Here is an 18,301-nt window from a genome sequence, read left to right as displayed (position 1 = left end):
GATAATGTATTTACCCAGACAGCCGAGGGGCGTGCTGGTTCCCGATCCCGTCTTGTGGAAAGGGGAAATGCTTATGAGTACATACGAGGAAATGCAGATTATACTTACTTTTGCTTTACTTGTAGTTGTAATTCTGAATTTGAAACATAAGTAAGCCGCCCTGCATCTTGGTCGGATAGGACGGCTTACTTTGTAAACAGTTATATTCACCGGATCGGGTAGCTTGCACCTACCTATCGGCTGTCTTGTTAAGTACATTATAGCAAATGTATCATAAAAGTCAAGAACCGCCCTGCAACGGATATGGAACAATATCCATTTTACACTGGCTGTTATTTTTTACATTTTTTAGGAGGCAATATCTATGAGTTTTGAAAACTTTGACACTTATGCTGCATACATCCGTGTGAGCACGGACGACCAGGTGGAGTTCTCCCCTGCCGCCCAGCGTTCTGCTATTCTGGATTATGCCAAGAAAAACAGGATCATTGTGCCTGAAGAATATATTTTTGTAGATGAAGGCATCTCCGGCAGAAAGGCAGAGAAGCGGCCGGCTTTTATGCGGATGATTGCCACCGCCAAGCAGAAGCCTTCCCCATTCAAAGGAATCCTTGTTCATAAATTCGACCGTTTTGCACGTTCCCGTGAAGACAGTGTTGTGTACAAATCACTGCTCCGTAAAGAATGCGGTGTCCAAGTGATCAGTATCACGGAACATATTGAGGATGATAAGTTTTCCGTGATTCTGGAAGCCATGCTTGAGGCCATGGCGGAGTACTATTCCCTTAACCTGTCTGATGAAGTCATGAAAGGTATGACAGAAAAGGCTAAACGCGGCGAATACCAGTCGGGCGCCCCCCTTGGATATTACATGGAAAATAAGCAGCTCCATATAGATGAAAAAAGCGCCGATATTATCCGTATGATTTACCGTGATTTTCTTGGCGGCATGACCGAATTTTCTATTGCTAAAAAGCTGAATTCCCTTGGATATAGAACCAGGCGTAACAATCCCTTTGAGAACCGGACTGTAAAATATATTCTGCAAAACCCTGTTTACTACGGTTATGTCCGTTGGAATGTCGGAAAAGAGAAACTCCGTTCCATCCGTCCAAATGATGATTGCATTCTAAAAAAGGGGAGCCATGAACCTTTGATATCAGAAGAGGATTGGATGAAAGTTCAAGATAGGATGGTTAAAAAGTACAGGCCTGCGAAACGTGCTGCAGAATCACGCCGCCACTGGCTTAGCGGTATTCTATACTGTTCCGACTGTGGATCTGCGCTTTCTGCTACCAAAAATGGTTTCCAATGTATCGGATATTCTAAAAATAGATGCTCTGTTTCTCACTACGTGTCAAAACCTAAGATAGAGGCGGCCGTTATTGAAGCTCTGCTGGAATTAAAATCGTCCAGTGAGATAAATTACACGGTCTGTACCAAAAACGATTATACGTCCGAAATTGCCTTACTCGAAAAGCGCCTGTCAGTCCTTGCAACGAAAGAGCGCCGTATTAAAGAAGCATATTTAAACGAAATAGACTCTTTGGAAGAATACAAAGTGAATAAGCTTCATTTATCCAAAGAGCGTGAAGAAATTGAAGCTGCCCTTCTTCAATTGCATGAAGAATCTGAATCTGATAATAAAGACGAAATGCGATCCCGTGTTTCCTCTGTTTATGATATCATTTCCAGTACAGAAACACCGGATGTACAGAAAAGTGAAGCTTTGAATCTTATTTTTGATAAAATCATTTATGATAAAAAAACGGAAAGCCTTGATTTTATGCTGGTTTATCGGTGATTATAGGTTATTGCAGTTCCGACCACCAAATTGACTAATTATTACCTGTGCCATCTTCGGATTTGTCTGGGTAATCTTTACCGGATACTGTAATCTCTTCTCATAATTCCACATAAATCAGCATCCCCCTTCCTGCCATGGCCACGGCTCATTGATCCATTTCCATGTATCCTCACAGGTATACATAGCGTTATCAACGGTCAGTGGACTGTAATGCTCGGCATACATTTTCATTGCTTCTCTTCGTATACGGCTGTATTTTTGAAAATATTCCAATGCCTCTTCATCACACGGATGGGTATCCAAAAACAATTTCGCATCATCAACAGCAAAGCTGGCTTCATTAATTCTCTGCATCAATTCTTTTCTGCAAGGACATTCACTCATCGATTACAGCCCCCTTTCCCCTCAAAAGGCATATCCAGTTCTCTGAAAATGGTCCCTCTCTGAAATCCTTCGCAAACGTCATAGATTTTGCACCATTTCTGCCACGGCACATACGCCATCGCAAGCGGCATTCCCGCAAGTTCATCCTTTCGGTATGCGCAGTCACAATCCCTTTTTTCTTTGTGGTGCTCTCTCCGTTCCTTCTCCTCACGTACTACTTCATGACGCTCCTTACAGCATTCGTTTCCTCGATGCTCCCCCATATGCTGTTCTTTATGACATTCATTTCCGCTGCGCTCTGGCATACAATGTTCTGCCATTCGTTGTTCCTCACAGCATTCGTTTGCACGGTGTTCCAGTATTCGATGCTCATTCCGGCATTCGTTTCCGCAGCGTTCAGGCATTCGCTGCACGCAATTACAGCCTGCATTACGTTGCTGATACATATTGCCCGGGCGGCCGTAACGCATATTATTTTGATATCCTGCCAATTTTATTAACTCCTTCCATATTGGTCTACATTACATATTATGGAAGAAAAAAGAAAAGGTTCCGGCAGCGATGATATCACATCTCCGTCAAAACCTTCTCCCACTCTTTTTTCTAGCTTCTTTCTGCCAGAATCCAAAGACTGACAGCAGATATCAGAATGACCACGCCGACACCTGTCAGAAGTATCTGAAAAAATCGGCTTCTAAGCTGTTCTTCAATTTTCTGCATAAATTTGAATTCCTTTCTGAGTAAACAACTGTTTTGTCAGCTTAAGTGTTTCTTTATGAGAAAACAAGAAAATCTGCGGCTCAATTTTCACTTTCAGACATTCCAGAGAAATTTCCCGCACATCCCCTGTTCCCTGATATCTGCCGCCTAACGAAAGCATATTGAGATAACTTGGTTTGTTCAGCAAGTCCACCCTTTTCCATATTCCGTCCAGTGTATATGCTGCCGTCCGGTAAACATCACAAAGACTATATCGAAATCCATTTTCTTCCAGCGCTTGAAAAGCCGTTGCAAATAGAAGCTGTCCCAACATTTCCCCTGAATACTCGGGGGACACTATGATCTCTCTCGGATAAATCAGCGGTTCTTCCTCACCGATGTATTCCCTTATTCTTCCATCCTCAAGCATAGGATTCTCCTCCGCAATCCAGAAACTCCCTGCAACTTTCCCTTTTTCCAGGAATACAGCCCACAGAGAACCGGGATTGTGAAGTTCTCTTCTTATTTCTTCTTCTCCGAATATCAAATACATTCCACCAGTTTTTTCAAAAGAGTTCTGGCTTTCTTTATCCAGTTTTTCTCTGCAATTCCTCCGGCATATTGCACAGCCTCTGTATAAATCTGCAATCTCTTTTACATCTTTTTCTCTGGCTTTCCTGTAGTAATAGACTCTCTCACTGCTAAAAACTATTCCTTTGTATTCTATATCCCTTAAATGCATCAAAAATCACCCTCTGTCAATATTCTCCCGTATTTTGAGCAGCACAGCTTCAGCGCTTTTTGTATGTGCCGATCCCCGATTTTCTCATGCTCAGAAGCTGCAAAAAGCGCAGCATCCAGCGCCGCTTCTTTGATTTCTCCGGCGGAAAGCTCCAGCTTCCAGGCATACCGCTCCAGCTTTACTTCTTCTGCCAAAGGCGCCTGCATCGGAAATACACTTTTCCAAAGCCGTTTTCTTGTCTCCCAGTCCGGCAGAGGAAAATGAATCATCCTTCGTATCCTCCTTCTAAATGCCTCATCCATCTGATTTTTTAAATTGGTAGTCAAAATCGAGATTCCCTCATATTCCTCTAACTTTTGTAACAAATATGCGATCTCCCCGTTTGAGTGTCTGTCATTGGCATCCTTTACCTCCGTACGTTTGGAAAATAATGCATCCGCCTCATCAAAAAGTAAAATTCCATTAATTTCTCTGGCCTGCGTAAACAAAATATTTATGTTCTTCTGTGTCTCACCGATATATTTGCTTTGAATCTGGGAAAAATCCACACGATACAATGCCATTTCAAGCTCCCGTGCGATCACCTGCGCCGCCATCGTCTTTCCCGTTCCTGAAGGTCCGTAAAACAATGCGCACACACCCCGTCCATAAAGACGTTTCTCGTAAAATCCCCTTTGTTCTCCTACAAAATTCTGAAAACGAACCAGATTACACAGGTCATGAAGGCTTTCCTCTAATGCCGGGGTCACCACCAGATCCGCCCATGTATACACGCATGGAATCTGATATGCCAAAAAACCAGTTTCTTCCGTCTGATCTTCCATCTTTTCTATCGCCTCCTGCTTCCGTTTTCCTGATTCATATGGATGTCTCTCTGACGGACTCTTGTCACTTCACGGAAACGTCCTGAATCCAATTTTACCGGAGCAACCTTATAAAACAAAGACACTTGAAAAGGCTTGCCGTTAAAATTCCAAAGCTTAATCTTGTCCTCTGTAGAAATCTTCTGTAATTGAATCGGTATGTATTCTCCCCCGATCTCAAGATAAGGATAATCATGGAAATATCTTGCTGTCCGCCCAAGCATACGCTGTTCCTGTACCATCTTAAATTTTTTATCACTTTGAGAATAAGCAGTCATCATATAATAAAGGCTGAAAAATGCAGGCGGATAACTCTGTTTATCTTCTGATACATTGATCATCTGGCTCCGCCGGATTTCATCATTTTCCTGGATATCATATAAATAAATACCAAAAGTCATATTATCCTGATCTTCAGGGCTGCACAGACCTACTGTACTCTCATCTGCGACAAGCTCCGGTGCCAGTTCCCTTCGCATCACCCGTACGATTTCCTCACTGATATCTGCGATTACTGTATATTGTCCCATATCTCCAGCACCTTACTGAATCCGGACATATCAAGTACAGCCCGGACATTCTCCTGTACATTAACCAGTCGCAGCGATGCTGTCTTTGCTGCCGCCGTCTTCTGTCCGATCAGAAAAACCCTAAGTCCGGCACTGGACACGTAATCCACCTGTTCCAGATTCAGATATACCAGCCCACTTTTCTGCAGCGCTGCCAGAATTTTCTCCTGTGCCGTCCTGCTTGTATTTGTATCAATCCTCCCTGATAATTCAAGAATCACCTTATTCTCCTGTATCACTTCTTTTATCTCCAGCATTTCTATTCCTCCTAATTTCTTTCTCGTAACTGTTACCATTCCTCATCCCAGTACACACTGGTCCATAGCTTCTTCTCTGTCCAGTGTCCCCAGACTCCACACCTTCAGCGCTGCATTGATATCTAGTGCACAATATTCATCCAGTCCCATCGGATCCTGCCAGGACACAATATGCGCCCTGCACTCTCCAGGTAAAAACCACTTCAAAATATACAAGAGCTGAAGCTCCAGTTCTTCGCTTACCTCCCGGTGAAACACGATAGTTACTGTTCTATCATCACTTTCGATAATCTGCGGGAATTCTCCCGCCAGAAGCTTTGCTGTCTCCATGACTGCCTGTCTGGTTCCCCGGATCTTCACAAGACGGGAAGCCCGCATAAGAAGCGCCCGTCTGATATCCTCCGAAAGCAAATAATCAGTATCAGGCATTCCAAGCCACTGTTCCATCAGTGACAGCATTTCTACAGAGCAGGTACGGATATCCATCTGTTCGTCCAGACTCTCATACCGTTTCTGGAAATCCGTATACACAGACTGGTATATGGAAAGATAACGATGCAAGACACTGCCTCTTTCCTGATAAAATTCCGGCATCATTTGAAGTATTTCTGTGTCATAGTTTTCTACACGCAAATTCCTGATCACACAGCCTTCGCCGTTTTTCACCTCCAGCCGGAGCTTCAGAAATCTTCCGTTCAATTCACACAAAAGAATCTCTGTCTGATTTGTAAACGGTCCAATGGACATCTTTTCCCCATCTCCGTCTGTTTCCGCATAAATAGTCAGAATGCTGTCATCTCTTAATTCTGCTTCCAGTATCAGTCTTCCCCATCGGCAGCTTTCATCCACTCCGTTCAATGGTTCCGGTACAATAACACTCATGCCCGGATTCCCTGTTATAAAAATACTCCCGTCTTCTCTTACCAGAAACCCCTCACCCTTTGCCTTTTTCAATCTTGAATATCCGAATGTATAAGTTCTCATACTTCTTGATTTTTCTTTGATTTTACTCCTTCTGCATTTTATCCGGTGTATCATGCCATCCCCTGATTTCTATCCTGGTACCCAAAAGTCTCTTTTCCTCCAGATAGTTCCGGATCTGACGGAAATAACCCGCTGGCAGGTTCGTGGTTTTTTTTTCCGAATAAGGCTGAACTGCTACAACCACCGTTCCATCTTCCTCCGAATAAACCCTTACATTCTGAATACACAATCCCGGAATTTCTTTCACCAGTATTTCATAATCCTTCGTTGTCACCGCAGTATATGGTTTCCTTTGCTCCTCCCTCAGAATCTGACACATCTCCTTCCATGTATCCGGATTTTGTCCTCCCTGCCCCGGACACCGGTTACAGTAGAGTTCTTCCTCACTCCCTCCTGCCCTGACAAAGTAGTTACCCTTCAGCAGATTGCCCTCCCTCCCATGATACAAAGCACACCCGGCAATGGATAACTCACAGCCCGTATAATCTCCGGGGTCTGTAATCCGGATCACACTCTTCTCTTCATCATAGACAAACAGAAGCGGTGTTTCCGTCTCTGCATCTTCCTTCTGCGGAAAAAAAGTCACCCGCGTCTGACCATTTTCTCTGTCTTTTTCCACTGCCATAAGTTCCAGACTTCCCGGCAGTATCCTCCCTAAGCGGCTCACATCAAATTCCTGATTATCATACCCGTAAATAATCCCCAGCGTTTTCTGAAGTGCAAGCTTTTTGCACATGCAGACTGCTTTTTGCACATTTTCCAAATGTTCCTCCGTAACAGAAATGTAAGAAGTCCCCTCTTTTTCATATATCCAGGTATATGTTTCTTCCGGGAAAATGGATGGAATCCTCAGTCTTTCTCCCGCCCTGGCAGTGCAGACAGTTCCAAGTGTATCGCGCTCCCAAACTTCCAGAAGAGGACCGTCAATGCCGGCAATCCTGGGATTGACATCATACCGTTCCCATACCAGTTCACACCGCAGAACATACCCTTCATATGTACCGATCTTTGTTGCCGCGGGATGAATCCCGTCCATCCACAGTCTCACTTCACCGCTTATCAAAAAACCTCCCGTATCATCTTCATGCCGGATTTCCTGATAGCCCTCCCTGGTATAACAGCTCCATCTGATTTCTGCAAATACAGGAAATTCTTTTTTCTTTGCCGGGTTTCTCGGAAACAATGGATTTGCCGTTACTGCCAGAATCAAAGGTCTGTCCCCTGACGGAATTGCTCCGTCAAAAAGCAGATACATGCAGCTTCCGGGTTCTGGCTTTTTCCCAAAGGGATAAGCTGCCAGTGGATTGTTATGCTGAAGCTCTTCAATCTCTTTGAATTTCCCTTCTTCCTCCAGAAATACTTTCTGTAGTTTTCCCGGCATGACTGTTTCATCATACATCGTTTCAAAGCACATCTCTCCGCTTCTGAATTTCTGTCCCGGAAAAAAACAAAGCGGTCCAGGAATCTGCTCCGGTTGCAGAAGTGTTCTTGCATTCTTTCCTTCACTTGCTGTCACACCATATAATTCCATCAGTTTCCTTCTAACAGACTCTGGAATGTCTTCCAGTTCTTCCTCCAGTAACAGCTCCAGCACCACCAGATTTTCCAGAATAGTCATCCCCGGCTCTGCGGGCAGCCGATTCATCTGCTTACTGGTATAAAAGGGAATCCGGGATTCTGCTCTTCTAAGTCTTTCTTCCGCCTTTCTTTGCTCTCCCACAGTCATCTTTCTTCTAACTATCACAATCCCCGTACCTCCTGTTTTTATCCCATCTTATGTTTCTATCCAGTGCACCTTATGTTCCCCGCTAATACACACTGCCGTCGGGATTTTCCGCTCTTCATCCAGATTCCACGTATACGTACCGCTTAAGTCATGATAAGAAAATACCGCATTCAAATATTTTAAAGATACTGTCGTTTCTGCCTGATACAGCATCCTCTCCAAATCCTGTCTTGAAACCAGCCTTCCGATCTCCCATCCACATTCCGGTGAAAAGAACGCCTCCAACTGGTTTAAGATTTCCTCCTCATACAAGAAACGATCTTCACACTGCCCTGTAAGCCAGACTTCTACAGCCACCCGGATCACAAGTGGTTCTATGATTTTTATCCTCATATTCTGAAATGCGGCTCCCCGCCTGTCTCTCCACATATGCTCCAGCCTCGTTTTCATCTGCTCAAAAGACAGAGATCCTTTTCCGAAGTCTTTCATTAAAACAACCAATGTATCTGTACCGTCCTCTTCTGTAACAAAAGCCGTTCTCACAGCCTCATCCGCATATTCGCAGATTTGAGACTGGAAATCCACTTTGGAAACCAGTCTTCTTTTGCTGTTCATAAAAAAAGCTCTCCGTTTCCACATCTGTTCTTCAATTTCCGGATTTCTGCCGCCATAGGACAAAAGCGGCTGATACACTCTTCCTAATAATCTGGCAGAATATCCGGGGATAAATTCCGTCCCGCCGGGCAGATTAGCAAATTCGCCTTCACAAGTACAGACACGGATAACTACCGCAGCCGTCTCTGTACACTCCGGCACCCTAAAGCGTTTACCGTCACCGAACCTTACCACTTTTTCCTGCCGGTCCAGCACATACCCCCTTTGCTTATATCCGCCCTTCTCAAAATCCTCCACTTCTTCCCAAAGAACATATTGCTCTCCCTCCCTCACCTTCACTTCCGCCTCCAGAAGATACTCTCCCTCAACAGGAAATTCAGGATAAGGCACTGCTTCTTCCAGATAATATTCCCGCTCTTTCGTCCAGACAAAATTGCACGCTTCAACTCCGTTTAACAGTATCCCCGTAATCTCCGGCTCAAATTGCATGCGGTCTGTTATATCGCTTTTCCGCAGCCGGATAAAGAACCTCTCTCTTCCCTCTACAGTAAGCTTTGCCGCCTTTTTCGGAATCTCCATATAGATCAAACCAGAACGGATAAGTCCATCCGTCTTATCCTCCACTGCGACCGGACAGAATCCATCCTTTGTAGAGCACTCAAAAACAATCTTTTTTCTCTCTGCCCTCACAGATTCCGCCAGTAGAAACAGTAAACTGACTCTTCCGGCCGGAAATATCCTGTCAAAACCAAGTAAAACGTTCTCCCCTCTATAGGGAAATTCCCGGGGCAGGATTACCTGTTCTGGAAGGACACCTTTTTCTCCATATGAATAAGCAAGCTGAATCCTGCTTAGTACCGGATAATGGTGCAGTCCTATTGTTTCATAGCAACAGGGTGCTTTCACAACCTGTATCCGCAGACACTTTATCTCATTTCCCCCGGCAATGACCTGCTCCCAGTCATCGGGACACTGAAACCGAAGCTCACACCGCCGGCTCCTTTTATCCTGTGCAAATATCTTTGTCTCATCCTTTTTTAAATCCAGTTTTTTCCAGCCAAGACCGGAATAATAGGAAAATGCAATCTCTTCGGGCCACACATCCGGCGGCTGCCTTTTGTCCTCCATCGGCTTTTTCTGTATCAACTTCCATTCTTTTTTTTCCTCTGGATATGCCCCCTTTTGAAACATCTTCATTTCCAGTTCAAAGGACAAGGTAATCTCTGCTCCTGCTTTTGAAAATACATTCTCATGTCCAATCCAGCATTCTTTATATTCCAGTATTTCCTCTCCAAAAACGACTGCCTTCTCCACATTTAGTTCTCTTTCCCCATCATACAGAAGCTCCGGCTGGATTCCTGCCCCTCCGGCCCGCAGTCTGGCTCCCGTACACTGCAGCCCCGCTTTTCTTAAAAATGCCGTTGGAATCCGCAAGACCGATGGCATAAGGCGGGAATGTTTGAGCACCAGCTCCTCTCTGTACAGATTCTCACCCTCGGCAGAGAATAGCCGAAGGGGGGCATCCATCCCCGGAAGTTTCCTTTCACTTATATGCCTTGCCTTCTCCGAAACTGACAATATATCTGTCAGCTTAGACGAAACTGCTAGTATTTCCTGCTCAGAAGTAAAAACGACCGAATTCTCCCTGTCATTTCTGTCATAAAGAAATGGACTTCCTTTCGGAATCCTTACGGATTCACTCAGACTGTTTTCTGTCTCTGCTACAAGGATCGTATGCGCAGGTTTCGCCGGAAGAGGACGGATTCCCGACAAACTAAGTAGTTCCTGTCTTGCCCGCTGCGGCAGCTTTTCAAATTTTTTCTCACATGACTCCATCATTTCTGTAAAAAGTCCTGCAACAACTTCCCCCATATCCGGCGGTTCCTGCGGTATCTTCCACTGAGGCAGATAATCCGCTGCCAGGCGAAGTATTTTCTCCCACGTCATCCTGCTCTTTCTCCTCCTTAACCAACTTGAAGTTCCAGTGACTGTGTTTCCCCGGTCTCTTTCACCCGGTATTCAACCCTGACCATCAGGCAATCCTCTCCCGGCTCCTTGGCCGCATGTGCCTGCACATCACAAATCCTCGGCTCCTGCCGAAGAAGAGTTTCCCGTACCTCTCTTTCCAGCATGTGTATTCTGGTAGAAGAAATATCTATAAATGGATAAGACAAAATTGTGCTGCCGGTTTTATTCCTGATGGGATGCTCTCCCTTCTGTGTCATCAGTATCATATATACTGACTCCCGGATATTTTCCACCCCTTCTGATTCTACAAATCTTCCCGTTGCCGGATTAATCTGTATCGGAAACTTCATCCCTGCCGCCATTCTATCCCCCTCTTCCTTTATCCTATTTTTACCGGAGTTCCGGAAAGCACCGCCATTCCACTGCTAGAACATTTCAAAGATGCAGCTGCTTCTATAACGATCTGCTGCCCGGTAAATTTTGAACTGCCGTCTGACTTACATTCCAAAGCGCGGCTGCCTTTCATCTGGATTTTATCTGCTAAACCCTTAAGGCTGTTATTTTCCCCGTTCAGTACTAATTTTGCTGAATCCCCCGCCTGCAAAGTAATCTTTTTATCTGCCCTGATAACAATACTGCCTTCTTCAACGTTCATTTTTATCTGGCTGTTTCCTTTCTTATCAGAAATCTCAATCGTATCATTCTCATTATCCAGCAAAAGCATCAGTTCCTTTTCCGCTGTACTTAGTATGATCCGATCCTTTCCCCCATTTTCATCTTCGCCGTCTTCCATTGTAATACGACTGCCATTCCGGGTAACAATCTGCTTGATCCTGTTACGTTCATCCGCTGATTTTGTAAGCTGTTTGTCCTTCTCCCTAGGAATAGAACCTATGACAAAAGGACGGTCAATACTTCCGTTCTCAAATGCCAGTATCACCTGATCGTCCTTTTCCGGCAAAAAATATATCCCCCACCCGGCGCCGGTATAAGGAAAAACTACTTTTGCCCATTTCAAAACATTAGCGCTCTCATCACGCACAGGAATTTCTACTTTAATCTGCCCCGGATATGCTTCACTATAATTCTCTGCTACTACACCGATTACAATCCCTGAAATCCGTTCTTGTCCTGTTTTTTGTATCTGATCTGCCGCCAGTTCACTAATACTGTCTAATATCGACACTTTAAACCTCCTTCATTCCCTCTGCCACGGCAATAAGCCTCGTAGTATATCCATTTTCAGACAAAACATGTTCCGCCGCAGTCACATAAAACTGATTGTCCACCGGAATTCCATACCCCTTCAAATGTACAAAATATCCCGGCTTCAATACCGGCATCCCGATACACTCACACTCCAGTGTTCCAAAACGGCTTAGATTTTCTTTAAGCAGAGCATCTGCCCGAGAAGACGCGTCTGTTTTTGACCTCACACATGGTTCCATATACACCTTCTTTGTCTGATTTATGATCCTTCCAGTCCGGTTTCCGTAAGAGAGTTTATTTTTCTGCACGGCAGAAGCATATATCAATGTTCCTTTTGCATCATCATGCGCCCGCACCTCTGTCTCTTTTACAATTCCCCGGATATCGTACAGCACACTCGCTGAAAGTGCTGCTTCCCCTTGCTTTAATTCCATCAGGACAGTATCATCGGACTGCGCTTTGCGAAAGTACACCATACCGCAGTCCACAAAGAACTCATAGCCAAATTTTTTTGCTGCCCGGACGACAAAATCATAATCACTTTCTGACACACACTCGATGGTTCTCATTTCTTCTTCCTGTCCGTTCTGCTTGTCCGGCGTATCAGAAATACGCATTCCTCTGAACATTTCTTTCTCTTTCAGCTCCCGGTATCTGTCCCCTCCCAGAATTTCCTTCACAGCATCTCCATAATTTCTGCTTTTTAACTGTGCCGCTCTGGTACCACTCATCATAACTCCCTTTATATCCATCAAAGTCAGTTCTATGGACGGCAGTTCTGCACAGATACATTCCACACAGGCAATATAACCACAAAATACCTCCTCTGTTTCATTGGGATACCCCATTTTTAAAATTACATCTGAGCCCAGTGATACATAAGGCTTTAACTGCTCCCATAAAAATGTGTTGTCTGTCTCGTCTGTAATTCCATGAAGTGTTACTACTGCGTCTCCCGCTTCATATCCACAGGTCAGATGCACGTGTACCTCACTGATAAGGATATCTGCCACACATTCATCCAGCCATTTTCCCTCCACGCAGAGACGGACAACCGGACAGGCAAAATGTTCATACCGTTCCTTTAATTTTTTATATTGATATTTCATATTCTGTACCTGAAATCGTCAGACTTACCTTCCCGCTATCCGGTTCCCCATTATTCTGAAAGGATGTGTACTCCCCTTGTACCGAAGAAATCCATCCCAAAAAATACTGCTCTCCCCAGCAAAGTGCTACTGGTTTCTGATCATCAATCACTTTCATTCCAAGCAGCCCGTTGACCTGCGTTTGTGTCTCCTTCCCTGTAAAAAGAAGCTCCAGAGAAAGAGATCCGTCTTCTGCAAACGTGTGCTGTGCAGGATTATCCGCCGCTCTTCCTGAATCCTTTCCTGCAAGAGATATCTCTCTGTTTCTCGTACACTGTATGGAACCTGGATTATACTGTACCTGATATTCCTTGTCTCTTTCATTTCCCTTAACTGTCAGAACTGCCTTGCCTTCTCTGTGCTTTACCGAATTTTTCGGTTTGAATATAGTCTCATAATCCGCCTGAAAAAATTGTTTCAACGCTTCCTTCTCTCTGCATGCAACTGTTACATCCATTTCCGCACGCAAGGCAGCGCCATCCGGTCCAAACATTACATAATTAGCTGATACCTGTTCCAATACTCCCTGAAATATAGTCGTTCCCCAGCAAAACATACTCTGCCGGTCCGACAAGCTTTCCCTTAATTCCAGCATCAGACGCTCTACATCCGATTTCACGGATGTTCCCTCCCGGCTTTTATCAAATATCAGATGCATACTCATCGTCACACCAGAAAACAACTGCTGCTCTACCGATTTTTTGGAGACGCTGCCTCCCCTTTCCTGTAAATCTCCTTTTTTCTTCCTTTTATATCCGACAGAAAACCGAATGCCTGCCGGACAGAAAGGAAGTACAAATTCGTCTTTCCCACTGCCGTCTGTATTTTGAAATTTAAAAAATGCTTCAGTTTTTTTCACTTATACTCCCCCGTTTACATACGGTACGTTATAGACCTCTCCTTCGCCTTTCATTTAAAAGCTCCCGTTCCAGTCTCCTGTAAACTTTCGTTTCCGCCATTTCTGCCTGCCTTTCAATCTGACGCCGGCTATACAGCTCTAAGTTTTCTGTTCTTCTTCTATAAGAACGTTCCCGCTCATCCATCTCTTCCCGAAGTTTCTTTACTGCCCTTTCAATATCAGCTTCCAGATTGCGGACCTGCTTTTGCCGTAAGCAGATTTCTTCGCGCTCTCTTTTCTCAGCTGCCTTCAATTTCAGACCCATACGGTGAGCCTGTTGCCGAAACTGCTTCTCTTCCATTTCTATTGCACAGATCTTCCGGTTGACACAATTAAGCTCCTCCTTGTACTGATACTGCTGCTGGATCATCTTCCGGTCCACAGTAAGAGAAACATTCTCCCTCTGTGTCTGAATCGGAAGCCCCGCCAGATGGAGAAGGCGCGTCCCCGCAAAATTCTCCTGTTTCCACTGATACCGCTGGCATACTGCTTTCTCAAAACTCCCCTTCTCTTCATTCTGGAGCTCTTCCGCCATCTGCTTCGGCTTCATCAAATGGCTGAGCCACTTCCATATGTTTCTTTTCATGAAATTCTAACTGCCATTTCTTCACCACACATTCTTACGGACTTTGCAGTAAATGCAAAGTCCTAGTAACAGTTCAGCCTTCGGCTTCCTGTTACAGGCATCAAGCCATGCAAAACTACTTCGTGGTGGCTTGATGCATCTCTACCTATACGTTATTTCACGGACTTTGCAGCCAGTGCAAAGTCCTGGGCTGAACTGTAACAAGCCCTATACCAAACTGTTACTTGCTACTTCCAACTGCTCATATACGATGGTTGTTGTTTCTACAAGCAGGTCTGATTTTTCCGCATTCATTCCATTATAGCTTTTACCGCTCACCAGACATCCATAAAAAATAAACGATACCTGCGGAGCAGAAAAATCTCCCGGCCTTGCGCTGATTTCCAGTATAAGACGTTCAAAAAAACTGCCGATTTCCAATACATCCTGATGCCCTGCCTGCACATATCTCTCTACCTGAAAGGTAAATGGCTTAGCAAGCGGTTTTTTTCGGATATGTACCGTATCGCTGCATCCGCCCTCTGCAATCACCTCATATTCAATTTCCTGCGTAAAGGTGTTAATACTTCTGCACTCCAGCGCATGCTCCTCAACCACCAGCTGAAAGTTCATATTTCTGATTTTTCCATATGCATCCTGCCTATCTGGCAAATATGTTCCGCTCCTTTCTCTCTGACGGATTACGCTCTTCATTGATATCTGAAATCTCTTTGCACCATCTGCGCCTGTCTCTGTGCTCCAGTGCAAGTATATCCGCCATCCTCCAATGAAAATAATAAGCAATAAATGCCGTTTCCCGATATAACTCTTCTTCCGGGCAGAGGCTTAAGCCCCTCTCGTAAAATTTATCTGCACCTCATGCTCCTGTCCACAACTGGGACATACTACCTTCATGACCGGAAGCTCAAGATCATTGATTTTCTGATACATATCCTGCAAAAATGCAAGATCTGCCGTATACAGCTCTTCCATCACATGGACACTGACAGTCTCCAGACCCTCCATCTCTGTTATAACTCTGGAAAGCAGTACTACCGTAAGATAAGACGGATTGTTCAGCACTCTCGGATCTCTCGCCGCCACCAGTTCATCTCCCGCCGTTGCCAGCCGCATTCTTCCTTTTTTGTGGATCTCCCCGGAGTTGTCCCTGTATCCTCTCGGAAGCTCAAATTCATATTCTGTTTTCATCCTCTACTCCTCGCTTTATGCCGTCTGTCCTGGAATTGTCAGTTCCTCGTATGCCAGTTCCACACTCTCGACTGCTGCCTCTGATGCAGTAGAATTCAAATCTGGTGCAGAATATTTCATCACCCACGCATTTTTTAAAATCCAGACACAAGAGCCGGATGTTTTATCCTGTATGTCCTTAGGAGCACCTGCGGAGAGATCCATAAGTTCGATTTTAACCTCTCGTTTGATATCTTCAGCGCCTCTGATCTCGCTGACACATTTTGCCGCCCATTCCAGAAATTTATTATTCAGAGTGCAGCCATACTTTAACGTCACATTTCCATGCTTAACAAGCCCCGGTATCTTAACAGGCGCCAGACTGTTAGAATTTCCCTGACGAAACTCCACTACATCCACACTTGCCTCTACTCCGCTTACTTCCGTAAATGCTGCAACCCCGTCTCCTGCTTCTACAATAAAATTCATTTTTGTCAATGGATAGATCAAACCTGAATCTGCCATAGCTTCTTTCTCCTTTTTTCTTTTTTACTTATCATTTTTCGTCATATCATTCTCCAGATTCGGACGTATGCTGTGTCACACGGAATATCACAAACTCAGCCGGACGCGACGGCGCAATTCCGATGTTGCAGATCAGCCTTCCGTTTTGGATATCATCTGCGGTCATGGTAGAAGGACCAATATCTACAAAGTAACTTTCCGCCGGCGTCGCCCCCGCAAACATACCGCCCCTCCAAAGTGTATTTAAGAAGCCGGAAATTGACTGTCTTACACGATTCCATAGTCCCTCGTCATTCGGTTCAAAAACAACCCAGTTTGTATTTGCCTTAATGCTTTCCTCTACGAAGATAAATAACCGCCGGATATTTACATATTTAAAAGAGGCATTGCTGCTTGCAGTACGCGCCCCCCAGATTCGGATTCCCAGCCCCGGCATCGCACGGATCAAATTGACACCTGCCGGATTTAAAATATCCTGTTCACCTTTTGTAAATGGAATACTTAACCCTGTACAAGACACCGTTTCATTGGCAGGCGCTTTATGTACCCCTCTCGTTACGTCTGTCCTGGAATACACACCCAAAACAGCTCCTGACGGCGGAAAATATTCCTGCCTCTGCGCAGAACGGTCAAAACACTGAATCCACGGATGGTACATTGCCGCATAAGTACTGTCTACCAGTTCACGGTATTCCAGCAGCTTATCCGGCTTTGTAAGGTCACGGGGCATGTCCAGTACTGCAAAGCGGCTTCCCGTGTTCTCACAATGGGCGATCAGCGACACTATAACAGCCGGCATGGTAATTCCCGGTACCGCCATAATGCTGACAACTGTATTCTCCAGAAATGCCTGGATTCCGGTTCTTTCCCCCGGTCCTTTATCTTCCCCTATAAAGGTTCCCTCATTGATCATCTCCATCGTTCCGTCACTTCCATGTTCCAACACGACAGAAGATATATTCTCTCCCAGAAGCTGTTCCACCGGATTTTTCAATTCCTGCCTCCATTCTGGATCCAGTTTCAATGTTGCCAGTTCCCCCGATTTCATCCGAAGCTGAATCTCATTTTGAGAAGAAGGGGAAAGGCTTAACTCTGAAAACACCTCTGTCATATCCTGACAATGCACCTGTACTTCCAGCTCTACCAGATACAGTACCCTCTCTGGTACCAGATCCGTATCTGTCACCTCTTGTGCAAATTCTTGTTCAAAGGTCACCTCTTTTCCGAAAATGGTTGTAATCCTGTTGTACTCTTCTCCAATTTTGACAAGACTGCCCTCTTCAAATCCAACAGTATGCTTTGCCACATACACCGTATCTGATTTTTTCTCCAAAAGCTGCATTTTCTTTCTTGTTACTTCTCCAAATTCGAGCAAAATCCGGTTGCCCCAGCTCCCCGGACTGGCTGCTCTTATCGTCAGCATATCATTTTTAAATTCAGCAGTCTTTGCATCCTTTGGTACAACACGCGCCACATAACAACGGGTACCTCCATTTATGAAAAACTGCTCTACCGCACCTGCAAGATAGCGGTACTCTCCGAACGCAAATTCACTGAAATATCCGCCGAATTTACGGACAAATTCCGCATAATTAGTAACCAGGACCGGTGCTCCCTTTACACTTCCTTTTTCTGCAATCCCTACAAAACCCGCAGTGCTCGTTCCCACGCTTTCCATTCCGCGGGGCGCGTTGTCATATTCCTCTACATATACTCCTGGTGATAAATATTCTGCCATATATAATTCTCCCTTCTTTTTTTGTCATCCATTCACACAAGCCTGCCCCGGTGCACAGATTGTAATGATTCCCATTCCATTTGAGCAGATTAGCTGTGAGTCCTGCATAAGGCACGGAACCCCGCCTATAAGCACACCTGGTTTCATTGGAATCCATGTTCCCGCCGTCACAGGCATACACGGCTGAGGTGTCAGTACACCAAGTGCCGCCGCAGTTGCTGCCGCAACCTGCGGATTGGCAAGTGACTGACACATACCGAAAGGCGTAATCTGACTGCCCGCAGCTACGTCCTGAATTGTAGCCATGGGCTTTCCATCTGCAAGACAAGTCATATTCCCTGTGCCACATAAATTTCCCGGCGCCATACCGAAAGAACATTGGAGCGCCGCTCCTTGTACCACCATTATCCCCATTC

The 18,301-nt window shown here is 45.0% G+C and carries 20 protein-coding genes and 2 pseudogenes; 1 reads left to right on the top strand and 21 read right to left on the bottom strand.

The annotated features are described in order from the left end of the window. The first annotated feature begins 364 nt into the window (after window positions 1-364). Window positions 365-1,804 (top strand): recombinase family protein, encoded by a 1,440-nt coding sequence (locus tag NFS18_RS12510; protein WP_251390603.1) that lies wholly within the window; start codon window positions 365-367, stop codon window positions 1,802-1,804. A gap of 21 nt (window positions 1,805-1,825) precedes the next feature. Here NFS18_RS12510 and NFS18_RS12505 read toward each other — a convergent pair. The 21 genes and pseudogenes from NFS18_RS12505 to NFS18_RS12410 form a co-directional block, all read right to left on the bottom strand. Next, window positions 1,826-1,918, bottom strand: a pseudogene (locus NFS18_RS12505) (manganese catalase family protein); the annotation flags it as partial. 3 nt (window positions 1,919-1,921) lie between these two features. Further along, entirely contained in the window at window positions 1,922-2,191 is a 270-nt protein-coding gene (locus NFS18_RS12500; protein WP_251390601.1) for a spore coat protein CotJB, read from the bottom strand. Then, entirely contained in the window at window positions 2,188-2,682 is a 495-nt protein-coding gene (locus tag NFS18_RS12495; RefSeq protein ID WP_251390599.1) for a spore coat associated protein CotJA, read from the bottom strand. Before NFS18_RS12495 ends, NFS18_RS12500 begins: the two co-directional genes overlap by 4 nt. 215 nt (window positions 2,683-2,897) lie before the next feature. After that, window positions 2,898-3,635, bottom strand: coding sequence for a GNAT family N-acetyltransferase (locus NFS18_RS12490; RefSeq protein ID WP_331477688.1), 738 nt, complete (start codon window positions 3,633-3,635; stop codon window positions 2,898-2,900). Further along, window positions 3,632-4,456: an ATP-binding protein gene (locus NFS18_RS12485; protein ID WP_251390597.1), complete on the bottom strand. Its 825-nt coding sequence runs from the start codon at window positions 4,454-4,456 to the stop codon at window positions 3,632-3,634. The genes NFS18_RS12490 and NFS18_RS12485 overlap by 4 nt, the downstream gene beginning before the upstream one ends. Before the next feature lie 5 nt (window positions 4,457-4,461). Then, window positions 4,462-5,025, bottom strand: a complete 564-nt coding sequence (locus tag NFS18_RS12480) for a DUF4255 domain-containing protein (RefSeq protein WP_251390596.1) — start codon at window positions 5,023-5,025, stop codon at window positions 4,462-4,464. Continuing rightward, on the bottom strand, window positions 5,007-5,321 hold the full coding sequence (locus tag NFS18_RS12475) for an STAS domain-containing protein (protein ID WP_251390594.1): 315 nt from the start codon (window positions 5,319-5,321) through the stop codon (window positions 5,007-5,009). Before NFS18_RS12475 ends, NFS18_RS12480 begins: the two co-directional genes overlap by 19 nt. A gap of 42 nt (window positions 5,322-5,363) precedes the next feature. Continuing rightward, window positions 5,364-6,305, bottom strand: a complete 942-nt coding sequence (locus tag NFS18_RS12470; protein WP_251390592.1) for a phage tail protein — start codon at window positions 6,303-6,305, stop codon at window positions 5,364-5,366. Window positions 6,306-6,327: 22 nt separating this feature from the next. Next, entirely contained in the window at window positions 6,328-8,049 is a 1,722-nt protein-coding gene (locus NFS18_RS12465; protein WP_251390590.1) for a baseplate J/gp47 family protein, read from the bottom strand. 30 nt (window positions 8,050-8,079) lie between these two features. Then, window positions 8,080-10,593: a baseplate J/gp47 family protein gene (locus NFS18_RS12460; protein ID WP_251390588.1), complete on the bottom strand. Its 2,514-nt coding sequence runs from the start codon at window positions 10,591-10,593 to the stop codon at window positions 8,080-8,082. 17 nt (window positions 10,594-10,610) lie between these two features. Further along, window positions 10,611-10,976, bottom strand: coding sequence for a GPW/gp25 family protein (locus tag NFS18_RS12455; protein WP_251390586.1), 366 nt, complete (start codon window positions 10,974-10,976; stop codon window positions 10,611-10,613). A gap of 17 nt (window positions 10,977-10,993) precedes the next feature. After that, window positions 10,994-11,800 carry a phage baseplate assembly protein V gene (locus tag NFS18_RS12450; RefSeq protein ID WP_251390584.1) on the bottom strand — a complete coding sequence of 269 codons (807 nt, stop codon included), beginning with the start codon at window positions 11,798-11,800 and terminating at the stop codon, window positions 10,994-10,996. 1 nt (window position 11,801) lies between these two features. Beyond that, complete coding sequence (locus tag NFS18_RS12445; protein WP_251390582.1) at window positions 11,802-12,932, bottom strand: phage late control D family protein; 1,131 nt, start codon at window positions 12,930-12,932, stop codon at window positions 11,802-11,804. Further along, window positions 12,916-13,830 carry a CIS tube protein gene (locus NFS18_RS12440; protein WP_251390580.1) on the bottom strand — a complete coding sequence of 305 codons (915 nt, stop codon included), beginning with the start codon at window positions 13,828-13,830 and terminating at the stop codon, window positions 12,916-12,918. The genes NFS18_RS12445 and NFS18_RS12440 overlap by 17 nt, the downstream gene beginning before the upstream one ends. 28 nt (window positions 13,831-13,858) lie before the next feature. Further along, window positions 13,859-14,455, bottom strand: a complete 597-nt coding sequence (locus tag NFS18_RS12435) for a hypothetical protein (protein WP_251390578.1) — start codon at window positions 14,453-14,455, stop codon at window positions 13,859-13,861. A gap of 207 nt (window positions 14,456-14,662) precedes the next feature. Continuing rightward, complete coding sequence (locus NFS18_RS12430; protein ID WP_251390576.1) at window positions 14,663-15,106, bottom strand: hypothetical protein; 444 nt, start codon at window positions 15,104-15,106, stop codon at window positions 14,663-14,665. Continuing rightward, window positions 15,096-15,263: pseudogene (locus NFS18_RS19540) on the bottom strand (DUF6760 family protein); the annotation flags it as partial. The pseudogene NFS18_RS19540 and the gene NFS18_RS12430, both read right to left, overlap by 11 nt. 17 nt (window positions 15,264-15,280) lie before the next feature. Further along, on the bottom strand, window positions 15,281-15,643 hold the full coding sequence (locus tag NFS18_RS12425) for a phage tail assembly protein (RefSeq protein WP_251390573.1): 363 nt from the start codon (window positions 15,641-15,643) through the stop codon (window positions 15,281-15,283). A gap of 15 nt (window positions 15,644-15,658) precedes the next feature. Next, window positions 15,659-16,147, bottom strand: coding sequence for a phage tail protein (locus tag NFS18_RS12420; RefSeq protein WP_251390571.1), 489 nt, complete (start codon window positions 16,145-16,147; stop codon window positions 15,659-15,661). Between the two features lie 46 nt (window positions 16,148-16,193). Continuing rightward, the gene (locus tag NFS18_RS12415) at window positions 16,194-17,885 is read right to left on the bottom strand and encodes a phage tail sheath family protein (protein WP_251390569.1); all 1,692 of its coding nucleotides are present in this window, start codon (window positions 17,883-17,885) and stop codon (window positions 16,194-16,196) included. A gap of 24 nt (window positions 17,886-17,909) precedes the next feature. Further along, window positions 17,910-18,299 (bottom strand): DUF4280 domain-containing protein, encoded by a 390-nt coding sequence (locus NFS18_RS12410; protein ID WP_251390567.1) that lies wholly within the window; start codon window positions 18,297-18,299, stop codon window positions 17,910-17,912. Between the last annotated feature and the right edge of the window lie 2 nt (window positions 18,300-18,301).

The organism is Mediterraneibacter agrestimuris (assembly GCF_943193195.1).
Classification (GTDB): Bacteria; Bacillota; Clostridia; order Lachnospirales; family Lachnospiraceae; genus Schaedlerella; species Schaedlerella agrestimuris.
Note: the sequence above shows the minus strand (reverse complement) of the source record. Positions and strands in the feature narration are given on the sequence as shown.

What these genes read in the sequence shown, in the direction of transcription:
- NFS18_RS12510 (WP_251390603.1), top strand. Translation starts at nt 365, where the DNA reads ATGAGTTTTGAAAACTTTGACACTTATGCTGCATACATCCGTGTGAGC.
- NFS18_RS12500 (WP_251390601.1), bottom strand. Translation starts at nt 2,191, where the DNA reads ATGAGTGAATGTCCTTGCAGAAAAGAATTGATGCAGAGAATTAATGAA.
- NFS18_RS12485 (WP_251390597.1), bottom strand. Translation starts at nt 4,456, where the DNA reads ATGGAAGATCAGACGGAAGAAACTGGTTTTTTGGCATATCAGATTCCA.
- NFS18_RS12480 (WP_251390596.1), bottom strand. Translation starts at nt 5,025, where the DNA reads ATGGGACAATATACAGTAATCGCAGATATCAGTGAGGAAATCGTACGG.
- NFS18_RS12475 (WP_251390594.1), bottom strand. Translation starts at nt 5,321, where the DNA reads ATGCTGGAGATAAAAGAAGTGATACAGGAGAATAAGGTGATTCTTGAA.
- NFS18_RS12470 (WP_251390592.1), bottom strand. Translation starts at nt 6,305, where the DNA reads ATGAGAACTTATACATTCGGATATTCAAGATTGAAAAAGGCAAAGGGT.
- NFS18_RS12460 (WP_251390588.1), bottom strand. Translation starts at nt 10,593, where the DNA reads ATGACGTGGGAGAAAATACTTCGCCTGGCAGCGGATTATCTGCCTCAG.
- NFS18_RS12455 (WP_251390586.1), bottom strand. Translation starts at nt 10,976, where the DNA reads ATGGCGGCAGGGATGAAGTTTCCGATACAGATTAATCCGGCAACGGGA.
- NFS18_RS12445 (WP_251390582.1), bottom strand. Translation starts at nt 12,932, where the DNA reads ATGAAATATCAATATAAAAAATTAAAGGAACGGTATGAACATTTTGCC.
- NFS18_RS12435 (WP_251390578.1), bottom strand. Translation starts at nt 14,455, where the DNA reads ATGAAAAGAAACATATGGAAGTGGCTCAGCCATTTGATGAAGCCGAAG.
- NFS18_RS12425 (WP_251390573.1), bottom strand. Translation starts at nt 15,643, where the DNA reads ATGAAAACAGAATATGAATTTGAGCTTCCGAGAGGATACAGGGACAAC.
- NFS18_RS12420 (WP_251390571.1), bottom strand. Translation starts at nt 16,147, where the DNA reads ATGGCAGATTCAGGTTTGATCTATCCATTGACAAAAATGAATTTTATT.
- NFS18_RS12415 (WP_251390569.1), bottom strand. Translation starts at nt 17,885, where the DNA reads ATGGCAGAATATTTATCACCAGGAGTATATGTAGAGGAATATGACAAC.
- NFS18_RS12410 (WP_251390567.1), bottom strand. Translation starts at nt 18,299, where the DNA reads ATGGGGATAATGGTGGTACAAGGAGCGGCGCTCCAATGTTCTTTCGGT.